This window comes from Dactylosporangium roseum, from assembly GCF_025264685.1.
GTDB lineage: Bacteria > Actinomycetota > Actinomycetes > Mycobacteriales > Micromonosporaceae > Dactylosporangium > Dactylosporangium roseum.
In genome coordinates, this window is sequence record NZ_CP073721.1 from 1534395 (window position 1) to 1546949 (window position 12555).

Genomic DNA, 12555 nt, shown 5'->3' on the forward strand with positions numbered 1-12555 from the left:
CGGTCATGGGACAGACGCTACAGGCTGTCACTCCGCGCGGTCGACGATCCGGCGCAGCAAGGCCTCCTGCGGATTGCGGCCCGGGCGTCGGTGCCACTGGCCGCTGCCGGTCAGCTCGAACGCCCCGGTGTCCTCGCTCATCATGAGCGTCAGCACGCGGTTGAGCTCCTCGGTCGAGGCCGGGTCGGTCACCTGCACCAGCGCCTCGACACGGCGGTCGAGGTTGCGGTGCATGAGGTCGGCGGAGCCGATCCAGTACTGCGCCGCGGCGCCCCGGCCGAATCGGAACACCCGTGAGTGCTCCAGGAACCGGCCCAGCACCGAGCGGACGCGGATGTTGTCCGAAAGGTCCGGCACGCCCGGGCGCAGCGCGCAGATGCCGCGCACGATGAGGTCGACCCGCACGCCCGCCTGGCTGGCCCGGTAGAGCGAGTCGATGATCTCCTCGTCGACCAGCGAGTTGACCTTGATCTGGACCAGGCCCTCCGGGCCGATCGCGATCTCCCGGTTGATCCGCTCGACGATGCCGCGGCGCACCCCGTGCGGCGCGACGAGCAGCCGCCGGTAGGAGGTCTGCCGGCTGTATCCGGTGAGGACGTTGAACAGGTCGGTCAGGTCGGCGCCGACTTCCGGGTCGGCGGTGAGCAGCCCGTAGTCCTCGTAGAGCCGGGCCGTCTTCGGGTGGTAGTTGCCGGTGCCGACGTGGCAGTACCGCCGGATGTGGTTGCCTTCCTGCCGCACGACCAGTGCCGTCTTGGTGTGCGTCTTGAGGCCGACCAGGCCGTACACCACATGGCAGCCGGCCCGCTCCAGCGTCCTGGCCCAGCCGATGTTGGCCTTCTCGTCGAAGCGCGCCTTCACCTCGACGAGCACCACGACCTGCTTGCCCGCCTCGGCCGCGTCGACCAGCGCGTCGACGATCGGTGAGTCGCCGCTGGTGCGGTACAGGGTGAGCTTGATCGCCAGCACGTTGGGGTCGGCGGCGGCCTGCTCGATGAACCGCTGCACGCTCGTGGAGAACGAGTGGTACGGGTGATGGACCAGGATGTCGTGGTCCCGCAGCCGGGCGAACACGCTGCGCGGCGTCTCACCCTCGGCGAAGTGCGGGTGCGTCGCCGGGACGAACGGCGGGTCCTTGAGGTCCGGCCGGTCGACGCCGTTGTAGATCTGCCACAGCGCGGTCAGGTCGAGCAGGCCGGGGACCCGCAACACGTCGTGCGCGTCCATGTCGAGCTCGCGGACCAGGAGCTCCAGCACGTGGTCGGAGATCGACGCGGCCACCTCGAGCCGCACCGGCGGGCCGAACCGGCGCCGGGCCAGCTCCCGCTCCAGCGCCTGCAACAGGTCCTCGTCGCGGTCCTCGTCGAGCTCCACCTCGGCGTTGCGGGTCACCCGGAACAGGTGGTGCTCGACCACCTGCATGCCGGAGAACAACTGCCCGAGGTGCGCCGCGATCAGCTCCTCGACCGGCAGGAACCGCATCACCCGGGCGCCGTCGCGGGTGACCCGGTCGAGGGCGAAGAAGCGCGGCACATTGTTGGGGACCTTGATCCGGGCGAAGAGCTCCGGGCCGCCGTCCTGCTCCCGCACCACCACGGCCAGGTTCAGGGAGAGGCCGGAGATGTACGGGAACGGGTGCGCCGGGTCGACCGCGAGCGGGGTCAGCACCGGGAAGATCTGCTCGCGGAACGACGCGCGCATCTTCTCCCGCTCGGCCGGGTCGAGCTCGCTCCATCTGACGATGTGGATGTGCTCCTCGGCCATCGTCGGCGCGATCTCCTCGGCGAACACCCGCGACTGGCGGGCCATCAGCGCCGACGTCTGCTCCGCGATCTGCTCCAGTTGCTCCGTCGGCGGCAGGAATCCGGGCCGGCGCACCGGCAGGCCGGTCTGTAGGCGCCGCTTCAGGCCGGCGACGCGCACCATGTAGAACTCGTCGAGGTTGCTGGCGAAGATGGCCAGGAACTTGGCGCGCTCCAGCAGCGGCGTCGCGCGGTCCTCCGCCAGGGTCAGCACCCGCGCGTTGAAGTCGAGCCAGGACAGCTCGCGATTGAGATACCGATCCTCGGGGAGTGGTTTCGCCTCCGGTACGGGCAGTGCCTCCTCCGCCGGCCCCGAAGGCTGCGGCACCGGCCGGCGCTCGGCAGCGGGCGCCGCTTCGGTCGTGGTGCCGATCGTTGCGCTGTCTTCCACCGTGATCTCGTTCACCGTGACCTCGCTCACCGTGACTGGATCCGGCGCCGCGGGCCTCGTGACCTTGGTGGCTCGCCGAGCCCGGGCCGGCGTCCCCGTGCTGCCGGAACGCGTCGTCCTGGCCGGTGTGCTCGCCGGGTCGGACCGCTGGGCGGTGCCGCGCGAGCGGCTACGACCGGTCGAGCTCTCGTCCACCGGATCATCATGGCCTGTTCGTGCCGGTCTCAACATGAACTTATCGCTGCCAAAGGGTCACGGGAGCGTCGGGAGTGTGACCTTGGTGACCGTGCCCACGTCGTCGTGGTCGAGCCGGACCCGCTGACCGAGCCGCAGGTGCCGCAAGCCGGAGGCGTCGAACGCCGCCGCCGGGAAGGAGATCTCGGCGCCGTCGTCGAGCAGCACCGTGCCGGTGCGGGTCGCCTCGTCGAAGGTCGCCACCGTGCCCTGCATGCGATCACGCTACCGTGCAGAGGACCTGTCCGGTATGCGTGCCGAGACCCAGTCTTGCCGCAGCGTCCAGATCCGCCGCCGTGTCGACGTCCCGGCGCAGGCTGGGCCACCTGCCGTCCAGCTTGGCCGCACCCGAGCGCAGGTGCGCGGCGGCCGAGCCGGGGCCGAAGCGCGGTGCCAGGGCCGCCCCCGACGGTGCCGTGAGCAGGACGGTGCCGGTGCCCTCCAGGTCGGGCACGAATGCCCGCCCACCGGCCCGCACCGCCGCCACCAGTGCCGACTCCAGGTCGGCGGGGCGCAGCGCGGGCAGGTCGGCGGTCAGCGCCGCCACCGGGCCCGCGGCACCGCGGGCGCCGAAGGCGAAGGCCGCGTTGAGCCCGGCGGCCGGGGCGTCCGGCAGGCAGTTGGCGCCGAGCCGGGCCAGCTCGGCACGGACGGCCCGGTCGTCGCAGACGGCAACCACACCGGCGACCACCCCGCAGGCGAGCGCCGCGGCGACCGTGTCCCGCGCCATCGCCAGGACAAGATCGGGGTGGGTCGCCTCGGGAACGGCGCCGCGCAGCCGGGTCTTGGCGGTCGGCAGCGGCTTGACCGGCACCACCGCCACCCACGTCACCGGCGTGTCCGGAGCCGTCGACCGGCCGTGGCTGAGCATGACCCATCCTGACACGGCGGCGTAGCCGGTCGCAGTGGCATGATTCGCAGCAGAGCCATGAGGGGAGGGTGAGATGGCGCGCCGGAAGCTCGGCTTTTGGCGGCGTTTCGCCGTCATGACTGTGAAACCCACGATCAAGGCGCTGACCCGACGCGCCTGGGCGGGAATGGAGCACATCCCCGCCCAGGGTGGGGTGATCATCGTGGTCAATCACATCTCGCACGCCGACCCGCTCGCTGTCGCGCACTACATCTACGACGCCGGCCGGTGGCCGTCGTTCCTGGCCAAGTCGAGCCTCTTCGACGTGCCGGTCCTCGGTTACCTGCTCAAGGCCGCGCACCAGATCCCGGTGCGCCGCGGCACCACCGACGCGGTCAAGGCGCTGGAGGCGGCCCGGGCCGGGATCCGCAACGGCGAGGCCGTCGTCATCTACCCGGAGGGGACCACCTCCCGAGAGCCCGAGCTGTGGCCCATGCGCGGCAAGACCGGCGCGGCGCGGCTCTGGCTCGACACCCGCGTGCCGGTGATCCCGGTGGTGATGTGGGGCCCGGAGCAGATCTTCGACCCGCGCACGAAGAAACTGGACCTGTTTCCGCGGAAGCTGATGCGGATCACCACCGGCGCACCGATCGACCTGTCCGCCTGGGCGGACGCCCAGCCGAGCGCGCAGATCCTCACCGAGATCACCGACCACATCATGCTGCACCTGCGGGACATGCTCGTCGAGCTGCGCGGCGGCACCCCGCCGCCGCTGTGGATCCCCGGACGTTCCAGCCGATCGGACGAAGAGCGGACGGTATGAGCCGAGCGGAGAGGCCGCTCATCATGGGTGCGGGAAGCGCAGAGTTGGCCAAGGGCTCACGGCGGCGCCGGGGCGAAGCGGAGGCGGTCGAGTGACCATTCGTAGGGCAGCGGTACTCGGGTCGGGCTCGTGGGGCACGGCCTTCGCCAAGGTGCTCGCCGATGCCGGGACGCCCGAGGTCACCATCTGGGCGCGGCGGCCCGAGGTCGCCGCCGCGATGCGGGAGCGGCGCGTCAACCTCGACTACCTGCCGACGATGTGGCTGCCCGACGCGGTGACCGCCACCGGTGACGCCGCGGCGGCCATCGACGGCGCCGATCTCGTGGTGCTGGCCGTGCCGTCGCAGACGCTGCGGGACAACCTCGCCGGCTGGGCCGGCCTGATCGACCCCGACGCGACGCTGGCCAGCCTCATGAAGGGCATCGAGCTCGGCACGCTCAAGCGCATGAGCGAGGTCGTCGTCGAGGTCGCCGGCGTCGAGCCCGAGCGCGTCGCCGTGGTCACCGGTCCGAATCTCGCTCCGGAGATCGCCGCGGAGCAGGTCGCGGGCACCGTCGTCGCGTGCCGCGACATCCGCCGGGCCGAGCTGGTGCAGCGGGCGATCAGCACGCGCTACCTCAGGCCGTATACCAATGACGACGTGGTCGGCTGCGAGCTCGGCGGTGCCGTGAAGAACGTCATCGCCCTCGCCTACGGCATGGCCGTGGCGCTGGGGTTCGGCGACAACACCCGCGCGACGCTGATCACCCGCGGCCTGGCCGAGACCGCCCGGCTCGGTGCGGCGCTCGGCGCCAACCCGATGACGTTCGCCGGCCTCGCGGGCCTGGGCGACCTCGTCGCCACGTGCTCGTCGCCGCTGTCGCGCAACCGCACCTTCGGCGAGCGGCTCGGCCGCGGCGAGACGCTCGAGCAGGCGCAGGCCGCGACCCGGCAGACCGCCGAGGGCGTCAAGAGCTGCCTATCGATCCGCGACCTCGCCCGCAGCGTCGGCGTGGAGATGCCGATCACCGAGCAGGTCGAGCTGGTCTGCCACGAGAACCTCGACCCGCTGAAGGCCCTCGCCGCGCTCATGGCACGCGAGACCAAGCCGGAGCGGCCGGGCGTGCCGTCGACCGGCCAGTAGGGTGGCCGCATGCCTCTCGGTGACGGCACGCGGGCCGTGCACGCCGGACTGCCCGAGGCGGTGCCCGGCCAGCCGTTCCTGCCGGGTCCGGTGCTCGGCGCGCCCTACCACCTCGATCCGGTCGCCGGTCCGCGGCCGGGCGTGGACGGGTACGGGCGGACGGACAACCGCACGTACCGCGCCCTCGAAAGCGCGATCGGCGAGCTGGAGGGCGGCGAGTGCGTCGTCTTCGCGTCCGGCATGGCGGCCGTCACCGCCGTCCTGCTCACCACGCTGCGCAGCGGCGACACCGTGGTCGTGCCCCAGGACGGGTATTACCTGACCCGCGCCTTCGCCGGCGAACACCTGCCCGACCGCGGCGTGACGGTGGCGACGGCGCGGACCGCGGGGCCCTACCCGCCGTTCGACGGCGTGCGCCTGCTGCTGCTGGAAACCCCGTCGAACCCGGGACTCGACGTCTGCGACGTCGCCGGGCTCGCCGCCGCCGTCCACGAGCGGGGCGGTCTCGTCGCCGTCGACAACACGACCCCGACCCCGCTCGGCCAGCGCCCGCTCGACCTCGGTGCCGACTTCTCGGTCGCCTCCGGCACCAAGGCGCTGACCGGCCACTCAGACCTGCTGATGGGCTACGTCTGCACCCGCGACCCGGAGCTGGCCGCCACGATCAGCACCTGGCGCGACCGCACCGGCGCCATCCCCGGCCCGTTCGAGGCGTGGCTGGCGCACCGGTCGCTGGGCACCCTCGACCTGCGGCTGACCCGGCAGGCCGCCAACGCGGCGGCCGTGACCGAGCTGCTGGCCGGCCATCCGGCGGTACGGTCCGTGCGCTGGCCCGGCCGCCCGCAGGACCCGGCCTACGGCCTGGCGCGCCGGCAGATGCGCCGGATCCCGGGTGTGGTGACGTTCGCGCTCGCCGACAAGGCCGCCGTCGACCGCTTCTTCGCGGCCTCCGAGCTGATCTTCGCGGCCACCTCGTTCGGCGGCCTGCACACCTCCGCCGACCGGCGCGCGCAGTGGGGCGACGACACGCCGGAGGGGCTGGTGCGGTTCTCGTGCGGTGTCGAGGACACCGCGGACCTGGTCGCCGATCTGCGTCAGGCGTTGGACGCAGCGGGGACTTGACTTGTTGGCTAGGGTCGGCGGCGTGGAGACGCCAGAGAAGACCCGGGTCGCCGTCGTGTTCGGCGGCGGCAGCACCGAGCACGCCATCGACAGCGTCGGCGCGGCCGACGTCCTGGCGGCGCTCGATGCCGACGACCAGTTCGAGATCGTGCCGATCGGCGTGACCAGCGAGGGGCGCTGGGTCCTGCCGGCCGGCCCGGCGGCGAGCTCCACCGACCTCGTGCCGGTCACCGGCGACATCACGGTCGTCGACGCGCGCGACGGGGTCGCCCGGCTCGCCGGCATCGACGTCGTCTTCCCGGTGCTGCGGGGAGCCTTCGGCCACGAGGGCACCATCCAGGGCCTGCTGGAGATGGCCGACCTGCCCTACGTGGGCTCCGGCGTCTTCGCCTCGTCGGCCGCGCTCGACCACGACCACCTGCGCAAGCTCGCGGTGGCGGCCGGCCTGCCGGTCGCGCCCTATGCGGTGCTGCGCGCGGGCGTCTCCCTCGATGAGGCCGATCGTGCCCGGCTGCCGCTTCCGGTGGTCGTGCGGCCCGCGCGTGGCACCGGCGGGGAGACCGTCGTGGACGACTGGGCGGACCTCGGCGCCGCCGTCGCCGCCGCCCGTGAGGTCGACGGCAAGGTGGTCGTCGCGACCGTGCCGGCCGGCCGGCGGGTGACGGTCGGCGTGCTCGACACCGCCGGCGATCCCGAGTGCAGCGTCCCCGGTGCGGTCACCGGCGACGGCACCACGGCCCCGGCGGAGCTGGACCGTGACGTGGAGCGGGCGGTGCGGGAGCTGGCCGTCCAGGCGTTCGTGGCGCTGGACTGCGCCGGGCTGGCCCGCGTCGACTTCACCGTGACCCCGGCGGGCGAGATCACGCTCGACCGGATCGACACGATGCCGGCGTTCGAGCCGGGCGCGCCGTTCCCGTCGGTCTGGGCGGCGAGCGGGTTGCCGTACGACTCCCTCGTCGCACGCCTGATCCGGGCGGCGGTGCGGCGGGGGACCGGCCTGCACTGACCGCCGCTCAGAGGTCCTTGCCGAAGGAGCGGACGTCCTCGTATTCCTTGTAGTGGCCGAAGTCCTCGATCCGGACGTAGCCGGACCGCTCGTACAGGGCGATCGCCTCGGGCTGGGCGGTGCCGGTCTCCAGCCACATCCGCCGCCGCCCGCTCCGCCGCGCGTCGTCCTCCACGGCGACGAGCAACGCCTTGGCCACGCCCCGGCCGCGGTGGCCGGGAACGACGTACATCCGCTTGAGCTCCGCCGTGTCCTCGTCCTCGGCCAGGGTCCGCCAGCCGACGCAGCCGATCGGCTCGTGGTCGGGGTCGTAGGCGATCAGGAAGCCGCCCCCCGGCGGGTCGAACTCGCCGGGGAGGATCGGGGTGCTGTCGCCGTCGCCGCCGTACCGCTGGACCAGCTCCGCCAGTGCGGCGGTCGTCAGGGTGTTGGCGACCCGCGAACCGTAGCGGGTCAGCCGGATGTCTATCTCGCTCACGAGGGTAAAGGGTACGAGTCGATCCGTGCCTTACCGCATCGGTGGTGGTCGACTACCTGAAGTGATCCCAGCCCGGGGCTCCGCCCGTGTACCGGCGCCCGTCGACCGTCACGCCGCCACCCGCTGTGAACGGGCCGGCGGGCAGGACGGAACCGACGACGAGCCACTCGGCGGCCAGCTCGGTGTCGGCCGGGAAGGTGGCGGCGAGCGCGTGGTCGTCGCCGCCGGCCAGGATCCAGCCGTAGGGATCCACGCCGAGCGCGGTCGCCGCGTCACGCATCTGCGCCGGCACCGTGAACGCGTCGCGCCGCACGTCGATGCCGACGTCGCTGGCGGTCGCGATGTGCCCGAGGTCGGCGAGCAGCCCGTCCGAGATGTCGATCATCGAGGTGGCGCCGAGCCGGGCCGCCAGCGGGCCGAGGTGGTACGGCACCTCCGGGCGCCGGAACGCCTCCACCAGCAGCTTCGGCGAGCGGAAACCGCGCGACAGGATCGTGTACCCGGCCGCGGCGTGCCCGATCCGCCCCGCCACGGCGACGATGTCGCCGGGCTGTGCCCCCGTGCGGACCACCGGCTCGCGTCCCTCCAGGTCGCCGAGCGCGGTCACCGCGATCGTCAGCGTCGGGCTCGCCGAGGTGTCGCCCCCGACGACGATCGCGCCGGTCTTCGCCGCTTCCGCCGCGAGCCCGTCGGCGAGCTCCTCCGCCCAGGAGATCTGGAGATTGGCCGGTGCGCACAGGGCCACCAGCAGCGCGGTCGGCCGGCCGCCCATCGCGGCGATGTCCGCCAGGTTGGCGGCGGCGGCCCGATGGCCGATGTCGCGGGCGCTGGACCAGTCCCGGCGGAAGTGCCGGCCTTCGACCAGCACGTCGGTGCTGGCCACCACCCGGCGGTCGGGGGTCGCGACCAGCGCCGCGTCGTCCCCGGGTCCGAGCAGGACATAGGGCGACTCCGCCCCGAGCCGGGCCGTTACCCGCGAGATCAGCCCGAACTCCCCGGCGGCTGCTACCGTCACCCGTCCTCCAAATCGATGCTCGATTCTGTCGCCGAAGCTGCGTGTCGTGGCATGATCACGCACGGCGGTTGATTTGCCGATTCCCATGGTGCGGTAGGTTCACGCCTGATCAGCGCTCGCGCGGCGCAGGAAGGGGTCGTGTCGTGGTACAGGCATACATCCTGATCCAAACAGAGGTCGGCAAGGCGCGTGATGTGGCATCGGCCATTCAGGGCCTCGCGGGTGTGGTCCGGGTCGACGCTGTCACGGGTCCGTATGATGTAGTGGTGCTGACGGAGGCCCGCAGCGTCGACGAGCTGGGCAAACTTATTGTGAGCAAGGTCCAGATGGTGCCCGGCATCACCCGTACTCTCACCTGCTCGGTGGTGCACTTATAGATGTCTCCCGCGAAAATCGCGACCCTCACCGCGTTGCCTGTGGCGCTGGTGGCCGGCCTTGTCGTGTTCTGGGTGCTCGGCGGATTCCCGCAGCAGCCGAAGCCGGCGTCGGTCTCGGCGGTGCAGGTCGAGGCCGCACCCCTCGATCCTGACACGGCCACGGTCTGCCGTGCGCTGACGGCGAAGCTGCCCTCGACGCTGGGTGGCCTCGACCGCCGCCCGGTCACGGCCGGCAACGAGCAGAACGCGGCGTTCGGCGACCCGGCGATCGTGCTGTCCTGCGGAACGGCAAAACCGGCAATTCCGCAAAATGCCCAGCTTCTCGGTCTTTCCAACGTATGTTGGTTCCCGGAGGAGCGCGGCGACCAGACCGTCTGGCAGACAGTGGATCGCAAGGTGCCGCTCCGGGTGGTGGTACCGAAGGCCGTCGACGGCTCGTGGGTCGTGAACCTCTCGGCCTCGATCACCGAGACCGTTCCCGCCGCCGACCCCGGTCCTGTGCACTGCTGACCGCCTGCCGCCCTCCGCGTGGTCTTCCCCTCGGTTCGGAGTTCTGTTCCGTTCTTCGAGGAGACCACCATGCGTGTAGCACTGGCACTCACGACCGTCGCCACCGTCGTCTCGGCCGGCGTGCTGGCCGGCGGCCCCGCGTCGGCGGCGCCGCCGACGATCAGCCTCGGGGCGTACCTGACGGGGCGGCAGGAGGTGCCGAAGGGCAGCGGAGACCCGGACGCCACGGGCATAGGGTTGTTCCGGCTGCACCCTGACGGCCGGCTCTGTTACGTCCTGAGGGTGCGCGACGTCACGGGCGACGTGACCCAGGCCCACATCCACGCGGGCCGTGCGGGCCGCGACGGCGGCGTCGTCGCCACGCTGTCCCCGCCGGCCTGGCACGGTTCGGTGGCCGGTTGCCGGAACATCGGCTCGAAGGCGGCTCGCAAGATCGCTTCCAACCCGGCCCGCTACTACGTGAACGTCCACTCCACGGACTTCGAGAACGGCGCGTTGCGCGGTCAGCTCCACCGCGCCTGAACCGGCTCTCGTGGAGCGTTGTGGTCGCCCCGGCAGCCACGACGCTCCACGGCCCGGGAGCTCCCGGCCGGACACGCCAAAAGGCCCCGCGACCACGTCGCGGGGCCTCACGCTGGCTGGATCAGCCGCGGACGACCTTGCCGGCCTTCAGGCAGGAGGTGCAGACCTGCATCTTCCGCGTGGTGCCGCCACCGGCCGGGGTGCGCACCGTCTGAATGTTGGGGTTCCAACGGCGGTTGGTCCGCCGGTGCGAGTGGGACACATTGTGGCCGAAGCCCGGTCCCTTGCCGCAGACGTCGCACACGCTAGCCACGGGGATCTCCTGGGAATTGATTGCGTCTCGGGCTGGAATCACACCCGCGCCGCGGGCCGGACTCCAGGCGTCATCCGCTGGACTCCCAGCAGACAACCCGGCAAGGTTACCTGATCCAACCCCGCCACACCCAATCGGCCCGGTCAGGCGCCGCTTCGGTGGGGAATGTCAGTGGTCGCCGTTAGGCTCGGGCCGTGCCCGACAGTGTGGACGCCGCCACCGTCGGCCGGTGGTGTGCCACCGGCCTCGACGCGCTGCGTCGCCACGAAGACGAGATCAACGCGCTCAATGTCTATCCGGTGCCCGACGGTGACACCGGCACCAACCTGGTGCTCACGCTCGCCGCCGCCGTCGATTCCATGACCACCGCCGCCGAGGGCCGAGCGCTCGGCGCGACCCTGCGCACGGCTGCCCGTGCGGCGCTGCTCGGCGCGCGGGGCAACTCGGGCATCATCCTGGCCCAGTTGTTCAAGGGACTGGCCGAGTCGCTGGCCGACACCGAGACGGCCGGCGGGCCGGACCTGGCACGGGCGCTCGACCACGCGGCGAAGACCGCCTATCTCGCGGTCGCCGCCCCGGTGGAGGGCACCGTGCTGTCGGTGGGCGCCGCCGCCGCACGAGCCGCGAACGCGGCGGTCCTGCGGGCCGCCGCCGGTGAGCCGGTCGGCGCCGCGGAGGTGGCCGGCGGCGGTTCCGCGGGGTCGGCGGGGGCGGCAGGGCCGGTCGGCGCCGCGGGCGTGGCCGGCGGCGGTTCCGTGGGGGCGGCAGGAGCGGCAGGGCCGGTCGGTGCCGCGGGCGACACCGTGGCAGCCGTCGCACGGGCGGCGGCCGACGGGGCGCGGGCGGCGCTGGCCCGCACGCCGGAGCAACTGCCGGCGCTCGCCCGGGCCGGGGTCGTCGACGCCGGCGGGCGCGGGCTGGTGGTGCTGCTCGACGCTCTGGTCGAGACGCTCACGGGAGAGACCGCGCCGGAGTTCGCCACCAGGGTGCCGGCCATCGCGGGCAGGCCGGCCATCGCGGGCCGGGCGTCCGCCGGGGAGGGCCGCCCCGCCGAGATGGAGCGCGAGGCGGGGTCGGACGAGTTCGCTTATGAGGTGCAATACCTCCTGGACGCGCCCGCCGAGGCCGTCGACCGGCTGCGTGATGTGCTCGGCCGGCTGGGGGACTCGCTCGTCGTCGTCGGCGACGAGCGGACCTGGCACGTCCATGTGCACGTCAACGACGTCGGGGCCGCCGTCGAGGCGGGGATCGAGGCGGGGCGGCCCAGCCGGATCACCGTCACGCGGTTCGCCGATCAGATCGCGGCCCGGCAGGGGCTCGTGCTCATTCCGCGGCAGCGGGAGCGGGCCGTCGTCGTGGTCTGCGCCGGGACGGGACTGGGGGAGTTGCTCACGGCCGAGGGGGCCACGGTGCTCGGCGGCACGCCGTCGACCGGGGAGATCCTCGAGGCGATCAAGGCGACCGGCGCCGGGCGGGTCGTCGTGCTGCCCAACGACCCCAACGTGCTGGCCGTCGCCACCGCCGCCGCGGCCGAGGCGCGGGCCGTCGGCATCCGGGCCGGGGTCGTGCCGACGCGGTCGCCGGTGCAGGCACTCGCGGCGATGGCGGTGCGGGATCACCAGCGGCGGTTCGAGGACGACGTGATCGCGATGGCCGAGGCGGCCGCCCGCTGCCGGTCGGCCGAGGTCACCGTCGCCAGCCGCGAGGCGCTCACCGTGGCGGGACGGTGCCGTTCGGGCGACGTGCTGGCGATCGTCGACGGCGAGGTGAACCTCATCGGCCAGGACCTGTGCCAGACCGCCGTCCAACTGCTCGACCGGATGCTCACCGCCGGTGGTGAGTTGGTGACGTTGATCGTGGGGCAGGGGGCGCCCGCCGATCTCGGCGAGACGCTGCGGGCGCATGTCGGTGGCGCCTGGCCGTTCGTGGAGGTGCAGTGCTACGAGGGCGGCCAGCCGCACTACCCGCTGCTGGTAGGAGTGGAGTGAC

At 72.7% G+C, this 12555-nt stretch carries 14 protein-coding genes; 8 read left to right on the top strand and 6 right to left on the bottom strand.

Annotated elements, in window-relative coordinates; all coding sequences use genetic code 11:
- Positions 1-27: 27 nt before the first annotated feature.
- From Drose_RS07890 to cofC, 3 genes are read right to left on the bottom strand one after another with little or no spacing between them, the layout of a single operon-like run.
- On the bottom strand, positions 28-2388 hold the full coding sequence (locus Drose_RS07890) for an RNA degradosome polyphosphate kinase (RefSeq protein WP_390891336.1): 2361 nt from the start codon (positions 2386-2388) through the stop codon (positions 28-30).
- A 57-nt stretch (positions 2389-2445) separates the two neighbouring features.
- Positions 2446-2643, bottom strand: a complete 198-nt coding sequence (locus Drose_RS07895; protein WP_260727529.1) for a cold-shock protein — start codon at positions 2641-2643, stop codon at positions 2446-2448.
- A gap of 4 nt (positions 2644-2647) precedes the next feature.
- The gene (gene cofC, locus Drose_RS07900; protein WP_260727530.1) at positions 2648-3298 is read right to left on the bottom strand and encodes a 2-phospho-L-lactate guanylyltransferase; all 651 of its coding nucleotides are present in this window, start codon (positions 3296-3298) and stop codon (positions 2648-2650) included.
- Positions 3299-3371: 73 nt separating this feature from the next.
- On the opposite strand from cofC, the gene Drose_RS07905 reads away from it, so the two are divergent.
- From Drose_RS07905 to Drose_RS07920, 4 genes are all read left to right on the top strand, one after another.
- Positions 3372-4100, top strand: a complete 729-nt coding sequence (locus Drose_RS07905; RefSeq protein WP_260727531.1) for a lysophospholipid acyltransferase family protein — start codon at positions 3372-3374, stop codon at positions 4098-4100.
- A gap of 97 nt (positions 4101-4197) precedes the next feature.
- The gene (locus tag Drose_RS07910; RefSeq protein WP_260729638.1) at positions 4198-5223 is read left to right on the top strand and encodes an NAD(P)H-dependent glycerol-3-phosphate dehydrogenase; all 1026 of its coding nucleotides are present in this window, start codon (positions 4198-4200) and stop codon (positions 5221-5223) included.
- A 9-nt stretch (positions 5224-5232) separates the two neighbouring features.
- Positions 5233-6345, top strand: coding sequence for a cystathionine gamma-lyase (locus tag Drose_RS07915; protein WP_260727532.1), 1113 nt, complete (start codon positions 5233-5235; stop codon positions 6343-6345).
- Positions 6346-6367: 22 nt separating this feature from the next.
- Positions 6368-7351 carry a D-alanine--D-alanine ligase gene (locus tag Drose_RS07920; protein ID WP_260727533.1) on the top strand — a complete coding sequence of 328 codons (984 nt, stop codon included), beginning with the start codon at positions 6368-6370 and terminating at the stop codon, positions 7349-7351.
- A gap of 7 nt (positions 7352-7358) precedes the next feature.
- Here Drose_RS07920 and Drose_RS07925 read toward each other — a convergent pair whose 3' ends face one another.
- The gene (locus Drose_RS07925; protein ID WP_390891337.1) at positions 7359-7829 is read right to left on the bottom strand and encodes a GNAT family N-acetyltransferase; all 471 of its coding nucleotides are present in this window, start codon (positions 7827-7829) and stop codon (positions 7359-7361) included.
- 52 nt (positions 7830-7881) lie between these two features.
- Positions 7882-8844 (bottom strand): thiamine-phosphate kinase, encoded by a 963-nt coding sequence (locus Drose_RS07930; RefSeq protein ID WP_260727534.1) that lies wholly within the window; start codon positions 8842-8844, stop codon positions 7882-7884.
- 143 nt (positions 8845-8987) lie between these two features.
- Here Drose_RS07930 and Drose_RS07935 point away from each other — a divergent pair, with 143 nt between their 5' ends.
- From Drose_RS07935 to Drose_RS07945, 3 genes are all read left to right on the top strand, one after another.
- Positions 8988-9221, top strand: coding sequence for an Lrp/AsnC ligand binding domain-containing protein (locus tag Drose_RS07935; protein WP_260727535.1), 234 nt, complete (start codon positions 8988-8990; stop codon positions 9219-9221).
- A complete protein-coding gene (locus Drose_RS07940) occupies positions 9222-9731 on the top strand; it encodes a DUF3515 domain-containing protein (RefSeq protein ID WP_260727536.1) in 510 nt (169 codons plus the stop codon).
- Between the two features lie 69 nt (positions 9732-9800).
- Entirely contained in the window at positions 9801-10253 is a 453-nt protein-coding gene (locus Drose_RS07945; RefSeq protein WP_260727537.1) for a CHRD domain-containing protein, read from the top strand.
- 121 nt (positions 10254-10374) lie between these two features.
- Here Drose_RS07945 and rpmB read toward each other — a convergent pair whose 3' ends face one another.
- The gene (gene rpmB / locus Drose_RS07950) at positions 10375-10566 is read right to left on the bottom strand and encodes a 50S ribosomal protein L28 (protein WP_223101777.1); all 192 of its coding nucleotides are present in this window, start codon (positions 10564-10566) and stop codon (positions 10375-10377) included.
- 194 nt (positions 10567-10760) lie between these two features.
- Here rpmB and Drose_RS07955 point away from each other — a divergent pair, with 194 nt between their 5' ends.
- Complete coding sequence (locus tag Drose_RS07955) at positions 10761-12554, top strand: DAK2 domain-containing protein (RefSeq protein ID WP_260727538.1); 1794 nt, start codon at positions 10761-10763, stop codon at positions 12552-12554.
- The last annotated feature ends 1 nt before the right edge of the window (position 12555 follow it).

Excerpts from the sequence above, each read along its gene's own strand:
- Drose_RS07905 (WP_260727531.1), top strand. The coding sequence starts at position 3,372 with ATGGCGCGCCGGAAGCTCGGCTTTTGGCGGCGTTTCGCCGTCATGACT.
- Drose_RS07895 (WP_260727529.1), bottom strand. The coding sequence starts at position 2,643 with ATGCAGGGCACGGTGGCGACCTTCGACGAGGCGACCCGCACCGGCACG.
- Drose_RS07945 (WP_260727537.1), top strand. The coding sequence starts at position 9,801 with ATGCGTGTAGCACTGGCACTCACGACCGTCGCCACCGTCGTCTCGGCC.
- Drose_RS07940 (WP_260727536.1), top strand. The coding sequence starts at position 9,222 with ATGTCTCCCGCGAAAATCGCGACCCTCACCGCGTTGCCTGTGGCGCTG.
- Drose_RS07915 (WP_260727532.1), top strand. The coding sequence starts at position 5,233 with ATGCCTCTCGGTGACGGCACGCGGGCCGTGCACGCCGGACTGCCCGAG.
- cofC (WP_260727530.1), bottom strand. The coding sequence starts at position 3,298 with ATGCTCAGCCACGGCCGGTCGACGGCTCCGGACACGCCGGTGACGTGG.